Source organism: Micromonospora sp. M61, from assembly GCF_018070245.1.
Taxonomy (GTDB): domain Bacteria; phylum Actinomycetota; class Actinomycetes; order Mycobacteriales; family Micromonosporaceae; genus Micromonospora; species Micromonospora zamorensis.
This window is the reverse complement of record NZ_JAGPYA010000021.1, coordinates 77,264-97,584: the sequence shown is the minus strand read 5'-3', so window position 1 is coordinate 97,584 and position 20,321 is coordinate 77,264. Positions and strand designations below refer to the sequence as shown.

Here is a 20,321-nt window from a genome sequence, read left to right as displayed (position 1 = left end):
GTGTAATTGCGGCGTCATCCGTCGAACATGAGACGTTTACCCGATGTGCGGATCCAATGATCCTGGTCACAGTCTTGTGGGGTTCGGCAGACGAGCTGGGGGGGACGACGGTGAGCACCGTCACGCTCAAGGACGTGAGCAAGGTCTTCAGGGACGGCACGCTGGCAGTCGACAGCATCAATCTTGATGTGAACGACGGCGAGTTCATGGTGCTTCTGGGGCCGTCCGGCTGCGGCAAGTCGACGGTGCTGCGGATGATCGCCGGGTTGGAGGATCCGACCCAGGGCGCGGTGCTGCTCGACGGGGAGTTGGCGAACGACCTGCCTCCGCGCGACCGCAAGATCGCAATGGTCTTCCAGGACTTCGCGCTCTACCCGCACATGAGCGTCGGCGACAACATCGCCTTCCCACTGCGCCTCGCGGGAATCGAGCAGGAGCCGCGGGACGAGCGGGTCAGCGACGTGGCCAGCGCGCTGGGCATCGGCGACGTGCTGGCCCGTAAGCCGGGCCAGCTCTCCGGCGGCCAGCGGCAGCGGGTGGCGATGGGTCGGGCGATCGTCCGGCGGCCCGGCCTGTTCCTGATGGACGAGCCGCTCTCGAATCTGGACAGCGGCCTGCGCGCCGAGCTGCGCGCGGAGATCTCTGGCCTGACCCGGGAGCTGGGGGTCACCACCGTCTACGTCACCCACGACCAGGCCGAGGCGCTCACCATGGCCGACCGGGTCGCCATCATGCGCCGCGGCGTGCTCCAGGACGTCGGCACACCCACCCAGGTGTACGGCCGGCCGGCGACGCTCTACGTGGCCGCCTTCCTGGGCAGCCCACGGATGAACCTGCTGGAGGCGTCGGTCTACGTCCACCTCGACCGGTACGTCACGCTGAACCTCGGTGACCAGTCGCTCTACCTGCCCTGGAACGACATTCGCAGTCGGGCGGTGGCGCACTACCACGGTGAGCGGATCGTGGTCGGCATGCGGGCCGAGGCACTCACCCCGGTCGCCCCGGACAGCCCCGGCGACGTGCTGCGGGGGCGGATCCGCTACCTGGAGCACCACGGGCACGAGTCGCTGGCGTTCCTCGACATCGGTGCGACAGCGGTCGTGGTCGACGAGATGGGTGCGCCGGTCGAATCGCCGCCGGTCGGTCAGCGCGGCCTGCGTCGGTTCGGCTCGGTGATGCAGCGCCTCACCGGCAAGCCGGTGGAGCCGCAGGAGGCCTCGAGTGGCGGCGGCACCCAGACCAGCGTGCTTCCCGACCCGGGCCGGCACCACCGCCGCCCGGCGGAGCTGGCGGTGCGGCTGGCGCCGTACCCGGCAGTCAGCGCCGGTCATCCGCTCGCCGTCTCGGTCCGGATGGACGCGCTGCACTTCTTCGACGAGCGTGGCGCCCGGATCGACGTGGGTTGGCGCTGACGACTCGCCGGAGCGGGGTGGCGGGCCCACCGTCCGGTGTCCTACCGTCTGCGCACCCAGTCCACAGTGAAAGACCTCCGAGAGGGGTGCACCCGTGTCGGGTGACCGTCCCAGCCCGCTCGTCATCGAGCGCATCCTGCGCGATCGCGGGAGCATCTGGCAGCAGATCGTGGCCGAGCGTGACCTCAACGCGCTGACCGTTCGCATGCTGAGCAGTTCCGCCATCGCGTTGGCCTGTTACGGCGCGGTGCTGGGCGCCTTCCACAGCCCGCTGATGGCGCTGACCTCCGCGTTGAAGCTGCCGCTGCTGTTCCTGGTCACGCTGGCCATCTGCCTGCCCACGCTCTACCTGTTCAACCTGGTCTTCGGCGCCCGGCTGTCGGTGCGTCAGTCGTTGGCGCTGGTGATGGTGGCGATCACGGTCACCTCGATGCTCGCCGTGGCGTTCGCGCCGATCAGCCTCTTCTTCCTGATCACCGCGCCCGACTACGGGTTCTTCAAGCTGCTCAACGTGGCGATCCTGACCCTGTCGGCAGTGGTCGGGTTGCGCTTCCTGACCGGCGGGATGCAGGTGCTCAACGACCACGGCCTGCTCGCGCCGGAGGCCGCCAACGCCCAGGCGAACGCGCCGGTCGCGGTCCAGGCCGCCCCGGCCCCGGTCCAGGCTGTGCCGGCCGCCGTGCCCGCCGGAGCGACCCCGGCCGCCGGTCAGGGTGCCGAGCCGGTGGCCGTGCCGGTCGGGGCCGCGGTTGCCGAGTCGACGTCGAACGGCGCAGCGACCGCCGCGCCGGTTCCGGCGCACGTTCCGGCGCAGTGGGCCGGCCAGCCGGCGGGCGTCTCGTTCCCTCCGGGCGCCCCGGTGGGGCAACGCCCGTGGGGCAGCCCGCCCGTCCGGCGCGGCGACCCGTCGCAGCGGCCGGCCAGCATGACCCTGCTCTACATCTGGATCCTGCTCTTCGGTTTCGTCGGCACCCAGTTGGCGTGGACGCTGCGCCCGTTCTTCGGTGACCCGGGCCAGGATTTCGCCTTCTTCCGCAGCATCGACGGCAACTTCTACGCGGAGATCCTGCGGACGATCGCCAACCTCTGAGCACCGGTCGAGCGGGGAAAGACCCTGGTTGCCGGCCTGGTTACCGGCGAGTAACGTCAGGACATGACCATCGACTCCCGCCAGGTGGCGGCCGGCATCCTGGAAGCGGTGCCCTTCGCTCGTACGCTCGGTATCGAGTTCGTCGAGGTGGCACCCGAGGCAAAGGGCGGGGTGCGGGCGGTCGTCCGGCTGCCCGACTCGCCAGCCACCCACAACCACATCGGCGGCCCGCACGCCGGTGCCATGTTCACCCTCGGCGAGACGGCCTCCGGCGCGGTCGTGCTGGCCGCCTTCGGGCAGCTGCTCGACCGGGCCGTGCCGCTCGCCGTCCGGGCCGACATCGCCTACCGCAAGCTCGCCATGGGCCCGATGCTGGCCACCGCGCGGCTCGGGCGGCCGGCGCTCGAGGTGATCGAGGAGCTGGAGTCCGGTCAGCGGCCGGAGTTCCCGGTCGAGGTGGAGATCGCGACCGAGGAGGGCAAGCCGACCTCGGCGATGACCGTGATCTGGACGCTGCGGCCCAACTGAGGCGCGCCGGGGCGACCGAAACGGGTTTGCGGGCCCAGCGGGGTGGATAGATTCGTACCGTGCTGGGCCTACCTGCTCACGTGACCGCCTGTCTCTTCGATCTGGACGGTGTGCTGACGCAGACCGCCCGCGTGCACAACGCCGCCTGGAAGCAGACCTTCGACGAGTTTCTCCGGCAGCGAGCCACCATCTCCGGCGAGCCCTTCCAACCGTTCGACCCGGGCCCGGACTACAACCGCTACGTCGACGGGCGGCCCCGCGCCGACGGCGTCCGCTCGTTCCTCGCCTCCCGCGGCATAGTCCTCCCCGAGGGCACCCCGGACGACCCGCCGGACGCCGACACCGTCAACGGCGTGGGCAACCGCAAGAACGTCCTGCTGCTGGAACGCCTCCGCACCGCCGGCGTCGAGGTCTACCCGGGCTCGGTGCACTACCTGGAGGCGGCGAGGGCCGCCGGGCTGCGCCGGGCCGTGGTGACGGCCAGCGCCAACGGTGGCGAGGTGGTCGCCGCCGCCGGGCTGGAACCGCTGCTGGAGGCCCGGGTCGACGGCCTGGTCGCCCGCGCCCAGGGGCTGCGTGGCAAACCGCACCCCGACACCTTCCTCGCCGGGGCCACACTGCTCGGCGTCGACCCGACACGGGCCGCCGTCTTCGAGGACGCGCTCTCCGGGGTGGCCGCCGGCCGTGCCGGTGGCTTCGGCTACGTGGTCGGCGTCGACCGGGTCGGGCAGGCCGACGAGTTGCTCGCGCACGGCGCCGACATCGTGGTCCAGGACCTCGCCGAGCTGCTCGCCGTCGCCGACCCGTCGGCGCCGGGCCGTGCCGCCACCGCCCACCCCGCCGATGAACGAGGCTCCGCGTGATCCGGGAGCGGGCCTATCCGGTCGAGCCGTGGCACGTCCGGGAGACCCGGCTCGACATGGACGTGCTGGCCCAGTCGGAGTCGGTCTTCGCGCTCTCCAACGGGCACGTCGGCCTGCGCGGCAACCTCGACGAGGGTGAGCCGCACGGCCTGCCCGGCACCTACCTCAACTCGTTCTACGAGCTGCGACCACTGCCGTACGCGGAGGCGGGCTACGGCTTCCCCGAGTCCGGGCAGACCATCGTCAACGTCACCAACGGCAAACTGATCCGACTGCTCGTCGACGACGAGCCGCTCGACGTGCGCTACGGGGAACTGCTGGCCCACGAGCGGATCCTCGACCTGCGAGCCGGCACCCTGCACCGGGAGCTGCACTGGCGCTCGCCGGCCGGCCGGGAGGTCAAGGTTCGCAGCACCCGGCTGGTCTCCTTCACCCAGCGGTCGGTCGCCGCCATCAGCTACGAGGTGGAGGCCGTCGACGGTCCGCTGCGGCTGATCGTGCAGTCCGAGTTGGTGGCCAACGAGTCGCTGCCCGCGCAGAGCAAGGACCCCCGGGTGGCGGCGGTGCTGGAGTCACCCCTGCAGGCCGAGGAGGAGCTGACCACCCCGGACGGTGGGCAGCTGATCCACCGCACCAAGGTCTCCGGGCTGCGGGTCGCCGCCGCCATGGAGCACGAGGTCCACGGCCCGGACCACACCACCATCGAGTCCGAGGGCTACCAGGACTGGGTCCGCACCACCATCGCCTGCGTGCTCAAGCCCGGCGAGAAGCTGCGGGTGGTCAAGTACCTGACGTACAGCTGGTCGAGCCGGCGGTCGCTGCCCGCACTGCGCGACCAGGTCGGCGCGGCGCTGGCCGGGGCCCGGCTGGACGGCTGGGACGGCCTGCACCGCGAGCAGCGAAACTACCTCGACGCGTTCTGGGACGCGTCCGACGTGCTGGTCGAGGGCGACCCGGAGGTGCAGCAGGCGGTCCGGTTCGGTCTCTTCCACGTGCTCCAGGCCGGTGCCCGCGCCGAGCAGCGGCCGATCTCGGCGAAGGGGTTGACCGGCCCCGGTTACGACGGGCACGCGTTCTGGGACACCGAGATGTTCGTCCTGCCGGTGCTCACGTACACCCAGCCCAGCGCGGTGCGCAGCGCTCTCCAATGGCGGCACAGCACGTTGGATTCGGCGAGGGAGCGTGCCGAGACGCTCAACCTCAAGGGTGCCGCCTTCCCCTGGCGGACCATCGAGGGGCCGGAATCGTCGGGCTACTGGCCGGCCGGCACGGCGGCCTTCCACATCGCCGCCGACATCGCCGATGCCATGCGCCGCTACGTGATGGTCACCGGGGACACCCAGATGGAACGGGAGATCGGGCTGGAACTCCTGGTCGAGACCGCCCGGCTGTGGCGCTCGATCGGCCACCACGACCGGCACGGGCAGTTCCACATCGACGGCGTCACCGGCCCGGACGAATACACGGCAGTGAAGAACGACAACGTCTACACCAACCTGATGGCACAGCGGAACCTGCTCGCCGCCGCCGAGGTGGTGATGCGCTACCGGGATGACGCCTTCCACCTCGGAGTCACCGACGAGGAGGCCGCGAGCTGGCGGGACGCGGCCACCTCGATGCACGTTCCGTACGACGAGGAGCTTGGGGTCCACCAGCAGGTGGAGGGCTTCACCCGGCTCCAGGAATGGGACTTCACCCACACGCCGGCGGAGAAGTATCCGCTGCTGTTGCACTACCCGTACTTCGAGCTGTACCGAAAGCAGGTGGTCAAGCAGGCCGACCTGGTCCTCGCGATGCACTGGCGGGGAGACGCGTTCACCCCCGAGCAGAAGGTGCGCAACTTCCTCTACTACGAGCGCCGCACCGTACGCGACTCGTCGTTGTCGGCCTGCACCCAGGCGGTGCTCGCCGCCGAGGTGGGCCACCCGGAGCTGGCGCACACCTACCTGCGCGAAGCCGCGCTGATGGACCTGCACGACCTCAACGAGAACACCCGCGACGGCGTACACATGGCGTCGTTGGCCGGCGCGTGGCTCGCCCTGGTCAGCGGGTTCGGCGGCCTGCGCGACCACCACGGCGAGCTGTCCTTCGCCCCCCGGCTCTCCAGCCGACTCAGCCGGTTGGAATTCTCCCTGCAGTGGCGGGGGCTGTCGCTGCGGGTGGATGTCCGACCACACCAGACGACATACTCGCTCCGCCACGGCGGCCCGGACGACGTGGTGGAACTACGCCACCACGACCAGGTGCTACGGGTCACCTGCGACGAGCCGGTGACAGTGCCGGTGCCCCCGGCGGAGCCGTCCGGCCCCGCGCCCGAGCAGCCACCGGGCCGGTCACCGCTGCTGCGGCTGCCCGAGCGCGAGCAGTGACGGTCGGGGCGGGATTCGCTCCCGCCCCAACCGCCTCGCACCAGTTGTCAGACCGGCTCGCCGGTCAGCACCTACGTCAGACCGGCTCGCCGGTTGACGGGCGTCCGATCGCGTCCCGGGGCGCAGCCGCCTTGGGATCGTCGGGCAGCCGGGCCGAAGCGGCCTGGTCCCCGAAGTCCTGGTTGCGCTCGGCGTCCTGTTCGCGCTGGGCCCGCTCGGTCATCTGCTGCTGCTCGGAAATCTGCTGCTTGGCCATGGCGATCCTCGCGATCCGTCGGGGCGCGGCTGCGCCGACACGGTCTGCGGTCACTCGTCGCGTACCCGGCGCCCCTTTGGGCAAACGCGGCCCGCCGGCGCGGCCGTCGGCGTGCGTGCGGCGCGGCCGGCGGGGTACCCGGCCCGTAGGCGAACTCACGGAGGTGGGGCATGGACGAGCAACGCAGCACGGTGGCCATTCCGGTTGGCGATGCCCAACTCCCCGCTGATCTGATGCTGCCCGCTCAGCCGGTCGGTGTCGTGCTGTTCGCACATGGCAGCGGCAGCTCCCGGCACAGCCCGCGCAACGTGGCGGTGGCCCGTGCGCTGAACGGTCGGGGGCTCGGCACGGTGCTGGTGGACCTGCTCACGCCGACCGAGGACGAGGTGGACGCGCGCACCGCGGAACTCCGGTTCGACATCGGGCTGCTGGCCAGTCGGCTGGCCGGGATCGTCGACTGGTTGGCAGTGGAACGCCCCGCCGGTGACGTGCCCATCGGGCTGTTCGGCGCAAGCACTGGGGCCGCCGCCGCACTCGTCGCGGCGTCGTCCCGGGCGGATCGGGTGGGTGCCGTGGTCAGCCGGGGCGGCCGACCGGATCTGGCCGAGGAAGCGCTGGCGCAGGTGCGTACGCCCACGTTGCTCCTGGTCGGCGGCCTGGACGAGGAAGTGATCACGCTCAACGAGCGGGCGCTGGCCGAGTTGGGGGAGGTCGGCGAGCTGCGGGTGATCCCCGGTGCCACCCACCTCTTCGAGGAGCCCGGCACCCTGGAGCAGGTCGCCGACCAGGCTGGCACCTGGTTCACCACACATCTCAGCCGGTGATCACTCCGCCGGCACGAGAGCCGAGGTAGCGCGGCGCTGTTGGACGGTGTCGATGACGCGCCAGAGGACGGCGGTGATCGGGACACTGACGAAGGCGCCCGCGATCCCGGCGATCAGCGTGCCGGCCGTGACCGCCACCAGGATCACCGCCGGGTGCAGCCGTACCTGCCGTTTCATCACCAGCGGCTCCAGCAGGTTGCCCTCGATCTGCTGCACCGCGATCACCGCGGCGAGGGTGAGCAGAGCGGTGGTGGGGCCGTTCGCGGCCAACGCCACCAGCACCGCCACCGCACCGGCCACCGTCGCCCCGATGATCGGCACGAACCCGCCGAGGAAGGTGATCAGAGCCAACGGCAGGGCCAGCGGCACCCGCAGCACCACCAGAGCCAGCCCGATGCCGAGCGCGTCGATCGCGGCGATCAACATGGTGCCCCGGCTGTACGCACCAAGGGTCTGCCACCCGGCCCGGCCGGCCTCGGCCATCACGGGCTGGGTCGCGCCGGACATCCGGGACACCAGCCAGTGCCACATCGACCGGCCATCCTTGAGCAGGAAGAAGAGCAGCACCAGGGCGAGCAGTGCGGAACCGAACACCTCGGTGGCCGTCCGGGCGCCCGCCACCGGGTCCGGCGAGCTGCCGCTCAACCCCTGCCGGGCCTGGTCCACCAGCCGGTCCAGCTGCGCCTCGGTCACCGGCAGCGTCGACGTCACGAAGTCCCGACTGCGCTCGACGCCCTGCGTCAACTCCTGACTGAGCTGGTCGAACTGACTGGCGGTCAGGTTCCACACCAACGCGCCGACGCCGACCAGGATGCCGAGCAGCAGAAGTACGGTGCACAGCGCGGCCAGTGCCGACGGCAGATGCAGCCGACGCAGCAGGAGCAGCACCGGGTCGAGCAACGCGGTGAGGAAGATGGTGGCGGCCAGCGCGATGGCCAGCGGCGCCAGCAGGACGGCAATCTTGCCCAGCAGGTAGAGCCCGGCGACGATCACCACCAGGCAGGCGCTCCACAACACCGCGGTTCGGACCAGCCAGGGCAGCGCCGCCCACGACTGGCGCGGGCCGGCGCCGCTCGTTGTCGCTCCGGGATCCGATGTCGCTCCGGGATCCTCTGCCGCCATGTCGGCCTCCTCGATCTCGGCGAGTCGGTACCCAGCCGGTCCTGCGCCGACACCCGTATCGCTCCAACTGCACGCTGGCCGCTGCCCGCGCGGATCGTACGCCGCTCGGTGTGCCCCGGGTGGATGTTCGCCAACCGCGTCCGGGACGACGGCGTTTGCGCTGTCCGCCCAAGGGAACGCAATCAGGAGCAACCGGACCTGAGGAGGAGCACCGTGGGTGATTTCATGGACAAGGCCAAGGACTTCGCGGACAAGCACGACAAGCAGGTCGACCAGGGCATGGAGAAGGCCGGCGACATGGCCGACAAGCGCACCGGCGGCAAGTACGACGACAAGATCGACAAGGGTGTCGACCAGGCCCAGGCGCGCACCGGTGAGGGCGACCAGGTCCGTTGATTCGCCAGACGCCTCCCGGGTCGCCGCGCCGTCGGCGACCCGGGAGCGTTCTGTGTGGACGCACCGGTCAGCGCTGCTGCTCCTCGCGTAACTCGTCCGTCGAGGTGGGCCGGCCGCTCAACGCGTCGCGCAGCCGGTCCACCAGACCGATGCCCGGTGCGAGCAGCTTGTTCGCCGGCGGGTGGTGCGGTTTTCCCGGGTGCGGGCGGGTCGGGCCGATCTCCTTGACCGCCGTCACCTTGTCGGCGACCTCGATCAGCTCCTCCCGGGCGGTCGCCGCGCGCAGCCGGGGAAAAAGTTCGTTCTCCTCCTCGCGTACGTGCTCGCGGATCGTGCTCACCAGGTGGGCGAGCAACTCGTCGAAGCGCGGGTCGGACGGGTCGACGGACTCCAGCTCCTTCATGGTTCGTTCGGCGTCGGTGTGCTCCGCTATCTCGCGATCGGCGATCTCATTGCCGTCGGGCAGCGCCTTGCGGGCGATCGGATAGACGTACGCCTCCTCGGCGACCGAGTGGCGGACGAGTTCGGCGATCACGACGTCGACGAGTTGGCGGCGGTGTTCGAGGGTGCCCTGTCCGGTCTCCAACTCGACGAAGAGGGCCTCGACCTCACGATGGTCGGCGACCAGGATGTCGACGACGTCATGGTCGTCGTCGTTCTGCGGGTTGCTCATGTCACGGCCCCTTACCGGTTGCGGATCGGTGGGAGGTGTGAGGCCCAGGTACCCCCACGGGGCTGCACAAACCCATGGACGACGATGCGTTGCATGATCCGGGTGGGGCCTGTGGTTGGGGTGATGCCGGATCGGCACGACTGCCCCGCCGTGGCCGGGGTAAGCGCCGCCATGGCCGACGACCGCCCACCCGTCGACCGCGCCCGGTCGCGGTTCGACGAGGCTGCCGAGCGGAGCGGTCAGGCCGTCCAGCGGGCACGACACCGGGGCGGGCAGGCCGGCAGGATCCGGGCCCGCCAGTGGGAGGTCACACTGGTGATCTCCATCCAGGCGGGGCTGGCCGCAGCGATCGCCGCCCTGCTCGCCCAGAAGCTGCTCGGGCAGGGATCGCACGTCTTCGCGCCCGCAGCCGCCGTCGGTACGATCGCCACCGCCATCGGCCAGCGGGCTCGACGCACGTTCGAGCTGCTGGGTGGCGTGGCCCTGGGCATCATCATCGGCGACACGCTGCGTTTCCTGCTCGGCAATGGTCCGTGGCAGACCGGTGTGGTGGTCGCCCTGGCCATCGCCGTTGCCTTGCTGGTGGCCGGGAGGGGCGGCCCGCTGGTGGGTCAGGCCGGCGGTACCGCCGTGCTGATCGCCACGCTGGCCCCGATGGAACGTGGCCTGGAGCTACCCCGGATCTTCGACGCGCTCGTCGGCGGGGCGGTCGGTCTGGTGGTGGTCGCGCTGTTGCTGCCGGTCAACCCGATGCGGGTCCTGGACCGCGCCGCAGCGCCGATCTTCGCGGTTCTCTGCGAGCAGCTCGCCGAGCTGGCGCAGGGGTTGCGGGACCGCGACGGGGACCGGACGCTGCGCGTCCTCGATCGGCTGCGGGGCACCGAGGACGACGTCAGCAGGCTGCACGACGCGTTGAGCGGGGCGGAGGAGGTGGTGACGCTCGCCCCGGTCCGCTGGCACCGCCGCGAGCAGTACCACCGGTACGCCCGCAGCGCGGATCACCTCGAACGGCTGCTGCTGGACACCCGCGCCCTGGCCCGCTGGTCGTCGACCGCCCTCCAGTACGACGAGCCGATCCCGCCGCAGCTGCCGGACGCGATGACCCGGTTGGGTCAGGCGGTGGCGGAGATGCGTACGGAGTGCCGGGTCGGCGACGACCCACAACGCACTCTCCGATTGATCGAGGAGTGTGCCGAGTTGGCCGGGCACGCTGCTGCGAGCGGGGTCAAATCGTTCGGCGAGTCGCTGGTCACCGGGCTGCGTACCGCGGCCAGCGACCTGCTCCGGGCGTGCGGTTGTGAACCCGACGACGCCAACCGGATCGTGCGGCGGGCCGCCGGCGCCGGTGAGGCGGCAGTGCACCCGCTGGTCCGGCGACAACTGCACCGCGTCCGGCCGACGCGGGCCCTGCGAGCTCGTCGGCGCGCGCACCTGGCCGCCCGGATGCGGATGGCGAACGGGCCGGCCTCCCCGCAGGGGAGACCGGCCCGGTGACACCGTCAGATCAGGAGGAGTAACCGCGCTCGGCGATCCAGTTGGCGACCTTCGGCAGGCTCATCCAGTACTCGCCCAGCGTCGGGTCGGCCGGGTCGGCGACCCGGATGCTGTCCCCGCCGTCGCGGTAGCCGACGAGCGTCAGGTAGTGGCCACCCTCGTACGAGTGCGGGTTGCCGTCGGTGTCGACGGTCGTGCCCTTGATGTTGGCCACCACCGGCCGGCCGGCGTCCACCGCGGCCAGTACGTCCCGGCGCAACTGCTCGACCTGGTCGGGCCGGGCCACGGAGTCACGAATCTCGGTGGTCCGGTACTTGCCACCGGTCAGTTCGTTCAGCACCCGGGTGGTGTCCAGGGCCGAGGGGGTGCCGGCCTCGGTGGTGCCGAGCAGCTTGGCCACCTCGTCCTGGGAGAGCGCCTTGCCCTGGGCGGACAACGCGATCCGGGTCGCGGCCGGGCCGCAGTAGTAGAAGTTGGGCTGGGCCTGGTAGTCGATGCCGAGGACCCGCTCGGCGGAGCGCTGCGTCTGGCTCGACGAGGTCGACGCGGAAGGCGCCGGGGCGGCCTGGGCGGCTACCGCGGGGCCGAGGGCGCAGCCGCCGGCGACGAGCAGGCCGACGACGGACAGACCACTCTTCTGGACGATCGGGTTCATGGTCGAGTCTCCGTTCGGGGGTTGGCGCCTCCGACAGGCGGAGGGCGCAGCACCGGGAATGGCGCTCGGCTCATCACGGGGGCGACGACCAGCGGCGGTCTGGGCCACTGGCGTACCGGGGACGTAACAGCCCTGCTCCGGCCGGCATTCCACCGGCCGCGGCTGCGGGCGTCGCGATCAGGTGCAACGGCTGCCGGCCGGGAGGGATTCCGGCGAATCGGGCTGCGCTGACCGTGACCCGTTCCGGACGACCCGTCACACGGTCGGGGTCAGAGGCTCCCCAGGAGCCGGGTCACGGTGATCTCGATGACGACCCGCTCCGGATTCGGACGGGGGGCCCGATACCGCTCGGCATAGCGACGCTCGGCCTCCGCCACGGAGGCGGGATCCGACCGCAGGACCGCGCGGCCCTCGATGGTCAGCCAGCGGCGGCCATCCACGTGGCACACGGCCACTGCCGCGCCCGCCGGGCCCGCAGCGGCCACCTGACGGGCCTTGCGGGACGCGCCGGAGGTGATCACCCGGGCCAGCCCGGCCGCCGGGTCGAGGGTGACCCCTACCGGTACGACGTGCGGGGTGCCGTCGGCGCGCAGGGTGGTCAGCGTCGCGAGGTGCCGTTCCGCGCAGAAGGCGACAACGCGCTCATCGCGCACATCCAGTCGATGATCGCCCGCCATGCCCGTCCCCTGTCCGCCGAACCGACCCCGATCATGGCACGCGACGGTGGGCGTGGTCCCGATCCGGCAGGGCGTCCGGCTGACCGGGCAGTTGTCGACCGGCCGCCCGTCGTTGGTGCACCAGCCGGGTGAGGTAGATCAGCGCGGCGGCCAGGACACCCATGTCATCCAGGTAGATCGGGTCCGGGAGCACGTCGACCGGGAAGATCGTGTAGATCAGCGCCCCGTAGAAGGCGAACTTGCCGCCCGCACCGAGCCCGGTCAACATTCGTCGCGTACGCACCACCCGCACCGCGAGCACCACGGCACCGACCAGAGTGGCGATCGCCAGGATGCCGGCGACCACCACGAGCACCCACGCCTGTCGGGACATGCCGTCACGCTAACCCACCCGACGCCGTACGGCTCAGAACGCGGGCACCGTCGCCCGACCGCGAGCGATCACCTTGTTCTCCCGGGTCTGGTCGACCGCCGGCCGGGCGACCTCGCTGAGCGGCAACACCGACGCCGACTCCGCGACCCGCCGTCCAGTCGCGGCGTGGGCCTCCTCGCGCAGACTGCGGGCCGCCGCCACTGCCAACTCGGCCGCCCGCCAGGCAACCTGCTCCCGCTCACGGGCGGTGGCGTGCCGGGCCGCCAGGTTGTCGCGGATCGCCCGTTGCAGCACCAGCTCCTGCTCGACCGGGTGCAGCCGCGGGTCCCAGCCGTCCCGGTGCGCGAAGACCTCACTGAGCTGCTCCACCGACAACTCCCGCCGCCAGTACGCATCGAGGGCGGCACGGTGCAGGTAGCGCTCACGGTCCACGTACTCCGCCGGGGTCCGGGCGGTGTGCGGGAGCGGCATCGCGGCCGCGGCGGCGAGCCGTCGCACGGCAGCCTCGGCAGCCTCGTACGTCTGCCAGGCTGCCTCCACCGCCTCCTGCGCGGCCACCCACTCCGCCCGGCGGCGCTGCGCGGTGGTGGTGGCCCGCTCCGCGGCCACCGCAACCTCCTGCGCGTAGCGGCTCTGCTCCCGTTCCTCCTGCGCGTGTTCGAGTTGGCTCGGCATGGCCGCGCGACGGATCCGGGCGACCGGGTCGAGGCGAAGTCGACCGGGCCGCAGCAGGAGAGCGGCGACAGCGACAGCGACCACCCCGAGCAGGCTCAGCCAGATGACGGCGGCTCGGGACAGGTCGGGCAGGACGGCGGAGAGGACGGTTTGCATGATCAGCACCTCGCGCTCGAAGGCGGGTATCGACGGGTGTCAGGAGGAGCCCGACGGGGCCGGTCGGCCGGGAGGTGGGATCGTGCCGTCAGCGGCAACTCAGGCGCCGCGACGGATCACCCGCAACCGGGCCCCGGGGACAGCCGGGCCTGGATCAGCGGGTGGGCGGGCCGCGCCGCGCCGCGGTGCCACGGCCGGGATCGATGGCCGGCGCGTGCCCCGGGACCGCAGTGACCGGACCGGGTGCGGCGATGGTGTCGACCGCGCCGGCGGGCGGGGCGGCAGGCTGGCCCGCGCGCTCGGCGGCCGGCACGGCATCGGGGCGGACGGTGGCCACCCGGCTGCTCACGGCACTCGGTCGCGCAGACGTCGGGGCGGGCGGTGAGGTCGCAACGAGAGCGCCACCGAGGCCGACCGCGAGCACCAGTGCGGTGATCGCCAGTCGGGTCATCTCGCGCAGTGACCGCAGCACAGCCCACCGGGCTGGGCGGACACAGGCTGCGGACGACACCCGACCAACCTATCGCCCGACCCGGCGCGCCGCAGCACGGCGACCGCCGGTTCTGCCGTGACCGCCACCACCATGCGCACTGTGGACGCCGAATATCGAGACCCGGGAAAGGCGGCGCCCCCGGCCGGAGCTGGTCCGGTCGGGGGCACCCTGTGTCGTTCGTCCGGCAGCGCCGGGGGCGCCTGCTCGCCCGTGGCGGATAACGGTCAGTCGCTGGCGCCGAGCACGGGCGGCGCTGCGTTGTCGCCGTCGCGCCACACCATCTCGTCCTCCGTCAACCAGGTCAGCCGCTCATCGGAGTCGTCCTCCTGAGGCCGACCCCGTCCTCCGAGCACGCCGGAACCGCTGCCGCCCGCTCCGCGGCCGCTGCCGGTCGCGCCTGCACGACCGCCACGCTGGCCGTCGATGCTGCGCCCGATCCCGCTGGCGGAGCGACTGTCAGCCGGGGCGGCCGCACCGGTCGGACGAGCCGACGTGGTGGGCGTGCTGCCCGAACTGGCGAGGGTGGCGGTGCGGAGGACCCCACCGGCCGGTGCCCCACCCTGTCCGCCGTAGAGCAGACCTGGGCCGGTCCCGGCGCCAGCGGTCACGGTGGTCGGCCCGGACAGACCAGCCAGCCCGGCGGCACCACCAGCGACCAACGCGCCGCCGACCAGCGGGTCCGCCCCGGCGAGTGAGGTGCCGCGGACATCGACATCGCTGCCGACGCCGATCGTGCCGCTGCCGACGGTCGGCGCCCCACCGGTGCCGGGGACACTCTGCTCGGGGAACGAGCCACCGCCGGTGACCGGCGGCGCGGCGACGCGGTCGGGCCTCGCGATGGTCGCGTCGCCGGTGCGCGCGGTCACGTTGGTGCTGCTGGGCCCGGCGGTCGCCGTGGCGATGCTCGGAACGCTGCGAGGGGACGTCGGGTCCTTGCTGACCGTGTCGGGAGTGTCCGGTTTCGGCAGGGGCGGGTCGACCACGCGGTCGTAGGCGGAGATCTCGTAACCGTCGGCCAGTTTGGCCACCAGTTTCACCATCCGCTGGTGGGCCTTCTCCTGCTCTTCCTTGTCCTGCTGGTGACCCGCGAGGCCCATGACCACGGCGCCCGGCAGACCGAAGGTGATGGCACCCTTGGCCGCACCGGACAACGCCTTGTCGTTGTCGTCGGTCTCCTCCGGGCTCTCGGCCTGCTTGCGGGCCGTGCGCAGATGGTCGGCCATCATGGTCAGCCCCTGCTTGACGCCGGACATCCCGTCGCTCAGCGCGTCGGAGTGGGCGACGATCAGGCTGAGTCGCCGGTGGAACTCACGACCGGCCGAGCCCGTCCAGGTGTTGCCGAGCTTCTCCAGGTCGCCGCTCAGCTCCCGGCTGAGACCGTCCAGGATTCCCTTGAGCTCGGCCCACTGGGCGGCCACGCCCTCGATCTGCTCCGGCTGGCCGGCCATCACGCCGTCGTAGAGCTCCTGGTGGCTGCTGCCCTCGTAGCGGTGGGTGGAGTCAGACACGCCCGTCCTCCTTCGGCTGCAACGCCTGGTCGACCCCGGTCAGCGCGGCGGTGACATCGGTGGCGTTGGCCGCGTTTCGTGCCTCGGCGGTGCGGTAGTTGCTCAGGATCGTGCTCGTCGCCTGCTGTGCCGCCAGCACCGCCCGCCGCACGCGCTCAGCCTGATCGACATAGGACTGGTGGACCTCGCTGTAGCGGCGCGCCTTGTCGGTGGCGTCGAAGAACGAACCCAACGCGGGTGGGCGGCACTGCATCTCGGTGTTGAGCTTGCGCAGCACCGACTCCACCTGGCTCAACCGCGATGCCAGATGCAGGTGGAAGTCCTCAAGGGACAGCAGGTCGACTTCCGTACGCCCGGTCATGGCAAACATCCCCGTCGTTCTGGTTGACAACCGTCAGCGACACTCAGGTTAGTCCACCACTGCGACACGGGGCGACCCGTCACGGCTGCTCAGCCGTCGGCTCCCGTCGATCCCGAGGCCGTCGGCGTCGCGCCGACCGCCCCACCGGTCGGCGACGTAGTGCTCTTTGGCGGAGGAGACGGCGCCGGTCCGGCCGGAGATGCCGCCGCCGCCGACCCGTCGGGCGAGAAGACCGAGAGCGCGTCCTCACGCTTCAGGGTGGGCCCGGTCGGGATCAGTGCGAGCAGCGAACCGGGCACCGCGAGCGGAGTGACCCCGCCGTAACCGAGCACCCCCAGCGTCTCCGCCGAGCCGAGCGGGTAGCGGATGCCCTGCGGGCTGATCAGGTAGATCGTCGAACCGGCGGCACCGGAACCGCTGGTCCCGGCACCCGGCGAGGCCTGCGCGATGACGCCCTTGCCGCCGGGCAGCAGGACCGCCTCGGCGGTGCGTACGGCGTCCCGTCTGGTCTGTGGCACCGGCACCGCGCCCGGATCGGTCGCGGTCAGCTCGTTCGGCACCCGGTCGAAGACCTCCAGGGTCGTGGTGGGAGGGCCGCCGGAACTGCTCGCCCGGTACGTCGCGCAGAGGGCGGTCCGACCCGACGTGGCCGGGTGGAAGGCGGGCATCGTCTCCGGCAGCCCCTCCTCCTCGACCCGCTGCTCGACATACAGCTCGCCCGCCTGATTGGGGGTGATGTCGGTGATCTGACCGCCGCCGCCGACCATCAGGAGGGCGGTGATCTCACTGATCGACGCGAGGCCCTCCCGGGTGAGCACGTAGTGCCGCCCGGCCGCGCTGAACACCTGACCGATCTTGGCCGGTCGGCCGGCCACCATCCGGGTGCTGGACTCGCCCTCACCGGCCAGCGACGGCTTGCGCAGCGGTGGCCCGGCCGGTACGGCGTTGAGCAGTTGCTGTCCGACCCGCAACTGCGCGGCGCCGGGCAACTTCAACGCCGTGATCGTCTGGTCACCGCCGAGCACCTGGAGTCGGATGTTGTCGGTGACCAGGTACTTCTGATCGTCCACCACGACCAGCACCGCCCGGTCGCCCAGCGGCACACCGCCGGGCAGCGCCCGGTCGATCACCACCCGGGTGCGGGAGCGCTGCGGGTCGACCGGATCGGGCACGTCGCAGACCGACCAGGGCAGACCGGTCAGCGACTTGCGGTCCGGCAGAGCGTCCGGCGCCCCGACGATGCCGAGGGTCAACCCCCGTGGACGGTCCCGCAGTGCCGCCTGGGACATCGTCCGCACCTCGGCGTCGGGCTTGTCGAGGATCAGGCGGGCCGACGCGTAGTTGAGCGTCGGATGCAGCTGCCCGCTCATGAAGACGTACGTCGCGCCGGTTTCCCGTTCGATGACCAGGGCCTGGTCGTTCAGCGGCGCGGTGTTCCCGGTCAGCTGGCCGTAGGCGCCGACGCCACCGAGCACGACGGCTGCGGTGATGACACTGCCGAAGACGGCCATGCCGAGCCGCCGCATCGGCAGGTTGGTGGTCTCCGGATCGCCCGACAGCAACGCGGAGACGATCCGGCGGGTGACGAAGCGGTACGCCTGCACCTGATCGCGGCGGGTCCGCATGACTTACCTCCGGCGGGGTGGATCCGCGACGATCAGGTCGGGGTGCCGTCGCGGGCTTCCCTACGATAAGGGGCCGACCGGGGTTCCTCGGGACCACCGTTCATGGCCGGCACCGGACCGACCCGGCGCAGAGTCGTACGTGCAGGAGGGACAGTCAGCGATGACGCAGGTTCAGGCACGACCCGCCCGAGCGGCCACGGACCCGTCCACCGTTGCGGCGCGGTCGACGCCGCCGACCGACCGGCCCGGCCGTGGACGGGTCGGCCCGGTGCTGGTCGGGCAGCTCGTGTTGTTGGAGTTGTGCGTGGTCGGCGTCTGGGCCGCGTCGGCCGGGCCCGGTTGGGTGCTTCCCGTGGCGGGCGGCGCGGCGGTGCTGGTCGTCCTGGCGACCTTCGCCCGCAGGGGTGGCCGCTGGTGGTTCGAGGATCTGCTCCTGCGCCGGCGGATGCGACGTCGCGGTGAGCGCGCGTCGGCGGCGCTGGCCGGCGGCACGGCCACCGACCCGCGGTTGGTCGCGCTCGCCCCCGAGTTGAGTTTCATCGAGTTGACCGACCGGGGCACCCGGCTCGGCATCGGGCAGGACGCTCAGGGGTGGTTCGCCGCTGTCGCGTTGCAGTCCGCCAGCGGTACGACGGTCGGCTCGGCGCACGCCTCCACCGTGGATCAGGCTTTGGGCGTGCTCACGGACTTCAGCGCCCCGGTCTCCCGGGCCCAGGTCGTCGCACACACCCTGGTCTGGTACCCGGCGCCCGGTGCGCCGCCAGCGGCTCACCGGACCGTCTGGGTGGCGCTGCGGCTCACCGTCAGCGACGCGCGGGTCGAGGCGGTGAGCAGGGGTGGCGGTCTGCCCGGCGTACACCGGACCGTGGCCGCCGGGATCGGTCGGCTCGGCAAGGCGTTGACCAGCGCGGGTCTGGCGCATCGGCCGCTGGGTCGCGAGGAGCTGCGCGCGGCCGTCGTCTCGGCCGCCGGTCTGGATCTGGGCCCGGAGGCGCCGACGGAGACCTGGCGAGGGCTGCGCGGCGGCGGTTGGACCCACCGGTGCATGACCCTGCGGGGTCGTTCGGACGCGCCACTCGGTCCGCTCGTCGACGCGATCACCGCGACCTCGGCACCGTCGCACACGGTTGCCGCGACCGTGTCGGTGGACGGCCGGGTGGCGGCGCCGCTGCTGCGGGTCGCCGCAATGGACAACCACGTCGAGGCGCTGGTCAAGGTGGTACGTGACGTCGCCCATCGGACGGGCATGTCCGCCCGACCCCTGGACGGTCAGCATGGTCCGGGCGTCTACGCCACCGCGCCGGTCGCATCCGCGCTGGGCGTCTCCACCCGCCCGCAAGCGTAGGGACCGGCGCGGGCGGTCAGGGCCGGAGGTTGACGATCCAGCCGTAGAGGCCGCACACCCAGAAGGCGAGCGGGACCAGCGCGATGATCAGCAGGATCTCGGCGATGTCGAGGAGGCGGCCCCAGACCGGCGAGATGCGCTTGCCGGCGACGCTCAGACCGTAGATCAGGCTGACCACGGCGGCCAGCACCAGCCCGCCGAGGATCAGACCGAGCCGGACCGACAGCGATCCGTCGGCGAAGGTGGCCGCAGCGGCCAGACCCAGCCCGACGGTGCCCGCCAGCAGCACCGGGGTGCGCTGCGCGCGGCCCAGGAGCGGTCGGGCCCGCAGCAGCGACAGCAGGGCCAGCACCAGGCACAGCAGCACCGCCGGCAGGCGCCCGTCTAGGGCGAGCACGAACTGAGCGCCCAGCACCAGCAGCGACACCGTCCACAGCAGACCGGTCATGAACTGGTCGGCGCGTTCGCTGCGCTGGAGCACCTGCCGGCCGTCCACCGACTCGGTGTCGGTCTTCAGGTCCTCCGGGCCGGTCGGGATCGACGGCACCGGCAGTCTCGCCAGCCGGTAGGCCATCATCGGCAGCGCCGGCACGACGCCGAACGCCACAGCGGCCACCACCGCCGCGGCCGCCGGCGCGTCCAGGCCGAAGACCAGGCAGAGCAGTGCGCCCAGGCCGGTCGCGGCCCCCACCCCGATCGCGGCGAAGAAGAGGGGGTACCGGTCACCGACCGCCATCACGGCCACCGCCCCGGCGACCACCGCAGCGGTCGACGCCAGCAGCACGTGCGGGCTGGCCAGCTCGGTCAGCGGCCGATCACCGGCGAGCAGCAGCAGACCGCCGGCGGCGGCGTGCACCAGGCCGACGATGGCCAGTACCGCGCCGGTCTGACTGTCGCCGACGGCCCTGGACAGCACCGCCGCACCCACCAGCAACGCCACCGCGACCAGCAGGGCGGCCACCGCGCCGGGCAGGTGCGGCGGGCCGGCGAAGAGCGCGGCCAACGCACCGGCGCCGAGCGCCGCCGCCGCGAAGACCACCGCGAAGGATCGGGTCGCACCGACCTGCCAGGCACCGGGGCGCTGGTTGGTCGCGGTGGCGACCGCATCCACCACGTCGTCGAAGACGATCTCCGGAGCGGCCGCGGACCGCGGATTGAAGTAGAGCACCTCACCGTCACGGACGCTGAGCTGCGCAGCCGTACGCCCACCGTCCAGCGGCGCTCCGCCCAGTCTGGACAGTGCCCAGCCACCCTGCCGCGCGCCCTCGTCGGCCATGTCCTCACCCGCGTAGCGCAGCAGGGTGGGAAGCAGGTCCGCCATCGGAACGTCTGATGGCAGCGCCAGGTCCATCCGGGTACGCGGAGCCACGATGGTGATCCGGCTCAGACCACCGGTCGCCGTGTTCGTCGCCACAGTGGCCTCCAG

21 protein-coding genes are annotated in these 20,321 nt (G+C 71.9%); 9 read left to right on the top strand and 12 right to left on the bottom strand.

Annotated elements, in window-relative coordinates; genetic code table 11:
- Positions 1-110: 110 nt before the first annotated feature.
- The 5 genes from KBX34_RS14715 to KBX34_RS14695 all read left to right on the top strand — a co-directional run bounded on the left by KBX34_RS14715 (position 111) and on the right by KBX34_RS14695 (position 6,262).
- A complete protein-coding gene (locus KBX34_RS14715; RefSeq protein WP_088952167.1) occupies positions 111-1,412 on the top strand; it encodes an ABC transporter ATP-binding protein in 1,302 nt (433 codons plus the stop codon).
- A 94-nt stretch (positions 1,413-1,506) separates the two neighbouring features.
- Positions 1,507-2,502, top strand: coding sequence for a hypothetical protein (locus KBX34_RS14710; protein ID WP_210792495.1), 996 nt, complete (start codon positions 1,507-1,509; stop codon positions 2,500-2,502).
- Positions 2,503-2,565: 63 nt separating this feature from the next.
- Positions 2,566-3,030, top strand: coding sequence for a DUF4442 domain-containing protein (locus KBX34_RS14705; protein ID WP_210792494.1), 465 nt, complete (start codon positions 2,566-2,568; stop codon positions 3,028-3,030).
- 59 nt (positions 3,031-3,089) lie between these two features.
- Entirely contained in the window at positions 3,090-3,893 is an 804-nt protein-coding gene (locus KBX34_RS14700) for a beta-phosphoglucomutase family hydrolase (protein WP_210792493.1), read from the top strand.
- Positions 3,890-6,262 (top strand): glycoside hydrolase family 65 protein, encoded by a 2,373-nt coding sequence (locus KBX34_RS14695; protein ID WP_210925437.1) that lies wholly within the window; start codon positions 3,890-3,892, stop codon positions 6,260-6,262. The genes KBX34_RS14700 and KBX34_RS14695 overlap by 4 nt, the downstream gene beginning before the upstream one ends.
- 76 nt (positions 6,263-6,338) lie before the next feature.
- Here KBX34_RS14695 and KBX34_RS14690 read toward each other — a convergent pair whose 3' ends face one another.
- Entirely contained in the window at positions 6,339-6,518 is a 180-nt protein-coding gene (locus KBX34_RS14690) for a hypothetical protein (RefSeq protein WP_088951245.1), read from the bottom strand.
- Between the two features lie 170 nt (positions 6,519-6,688).
- Between KBX34_RS14690 and KBX34_RS14685 the strand changes: the two genes are divergently transcribed.
- A complete protein-coding gene (locus KBX34_RS14685) occupies positions 6,689-7,342 on the top strand; it encodes a dienelactone hydrolase family protein (protein WP_210925436.1) in 654 nt (217 codons plus the stop codon).
- Here the strand turns inward: KBX34_RS14685 and KBX34_RS14680 are convergent, their stop codons facing one another.
- Positions 7,343-8,464, bottom strand: coding sequence for an AI-2E family transporter (locus KBX34_RS14680; protein WP_210792490.1), 1,122 nt, complete (start codon positions 8,462-8,464; stop codon positions 7,343-7,345).
- Positions 8,465-8,689: 225 nt separating this feature from the next.
- Between KBX34_RS14680 and KBX34_RS14675 the strand changes: the two genes are divergently transcribed.
- Positions 8,690-8,860 (top strand): antitoxin, encoded by a 171-nt coding sequence (locus KBX34_RS14675; protein ID WP_218908168.1) that lies wholly within the window; start codon positions 8,690-8,692, stop codon positions 8,858-8,860.
- A gap of 67 nt (positions 8,861-8,927) precedes the next feature.
- Here KBX34_RS14675 and KBX34_RS14670 read toward each other — a convergent pair whose 3' ends face one another.
- Positions 8,928-9,533 (bottom strand): hemerythrin domain-containing protein, encoded by a 606-nt coding sequence (locus KBX34_RS14670; RefSeq protein ID WP_210792489.1) that lies wholly within the window; start codon positions 9,531-9,533, stop codon positions 8,928-8,930.
- Between the two features lie 123 nt (positions 9,534-9,656).
- Here KBX34_RS14670 and KBX34_RS14665 point away from each other — a divergent pair, with 123 nt between their 5' ends.
- The gene (locus tag KBX34_RS14665; RefSeq protein WP_247671822.1) at positions 9,657-11,027 is read left to right on the top strand and encodes an FUSC family protein; all 1,371 of its coding nucleotides are present in this window, start codon (positions 9,657-9,659) and stop codon (positions 11,025-11,027) included.
- A gap of 10 nt (positions 11,028-11,037) precedes the next feature.
- Here KBX34_RS14665 and KBX34_RS14660 read toward each other — a convergent pair whose 3' ends face one another.
- The 8 genes from KBX34_RS14660 to eccB form a co-directional block, all read right to left on the bottom strand.
- Positions 11,038-11,682 carry a C39 family peptidase gene (locus tag KBX34_RS14660; protein ID WP_099850094.1) on the bottom strand — a complete coding sequence of 215 codons (645 nt, stop codon included), beginning with the start codon at positions 11,680-11,682 and terminating at the stop codon, positions 11,038-11,040.
- A gap of 269 nt (positions 11,683-11,951) precedes the next feature.
- A complete protein-coding gene (locus KBX34_RS14655; protein WP_210925435.1) occupies positions 11,952-12,359 on the bottom strand; it encodes a pyridoxamine 5'-phosphate oxidase family protein in 408 nt (135 codons plus the stop codon).
- A gap of 31 nt (positions 12,360-12,390) precedes the next feature.
- Positions 12,391-12,732, bottom strand: coding sequence for a YkvA family protein (locus KBX34_RS14650; protein WP_088951252.1), 342 nt, complete (start codon positions 12,730-12,732; stop codon positions 12,391-12,393).
- Positions 12,733-12,765: 33 nt separating this feature from the next.
- Positions 12,766-13,563, bottom strand: a complete 798-nt coding sequence (locus KBX34_RS14645) for a hypothetical protein (RefSeq protein WP_210925433.1) — start codon at positions 13,561-13,563, stop codon at positions 12,766-12,768.
- Positions 13,564-13,717: 154 nt separating this feature from the next.
- Positions 13,718-14,074: a hypothetical protein gene (locus tag KBX34_RS14640; protein WP_210925431.1), complete on the bottom strand. Its 357-nt coding sequence runs from the start codon at positions 14,072-14,074 to the stop codon at positions 13,718-13,720.
- 206 nt (positions 14,075-14,280) lie between these two features.
- Positions 14,281-15,564 (bottom strand): WXG100 family type VII secretion target, encoded by a 1,284-nt coding sequence (locus KBX34_RS14635; RefSeq protein ID WP_210925429.1) that lies wholly within the window; start codon positions 15,562-15,564, stop codon positions 14,281-14,283.
- Entirely contained in the window at positions 15,557-15,925 is a 369-nt protein-coding gene (locus KBX34_RS14630; RefSeq protein WP_088951255.1) for a hypothetical protein, read from the bottom strand. The genes KBX34_RS14635 and KBX34_RS14630 overlap by 8 nt, the downstream gene beginning before the upstream one ends.
- 89 nt (positions 15,926-16,014) lie before the next feature.
- The gene (gene eccB, locus KBX34_RS14625; protein WP_210925428.1) at positions 16,015-17,550 is read right to left on the bottom strand and encodes a type VII secretion protein EccB; all 1,536 of its coding nucleotides are present in this window, start codon (positions 17,548-17,550) and stop codon (positions 16,015-16,017) included.
- A gap of 160 nt (positions 17,551-17,710) precedes the next feature.
- Between eccB and KBX34_RS14620 the strand changes: the two genes are divergently transcribed.
- Positions 17,711-18,895, top strand: a complete 1,185-nt coding sequence (locus KBX34_RS14620; RefSeq protein WP_210925426.1) for a type VII secretion protein EccE — start codon at positions 17,711-17,713, stop codon at positions 18,893-18,895.
- Between the two features lie 16 nt (positions 18,896-18,911).
- Here KBX34_RS14620 and eccD read toward each other — a convergent pair whose 3' ends face one another.
- A complete protein-coding gene (gene eccD, locus KBX34_RS14615) occupies positions 18,912-20,309 on the bottom strand; it encodes a type VII secretion integral membrane protein EccD (RefSeq protein WP_210925424.1) in 1,398 nt (465 codons plus the stop codon).
- Positions 20,310-20,321 lie beyond the last annotated feature (12 nt).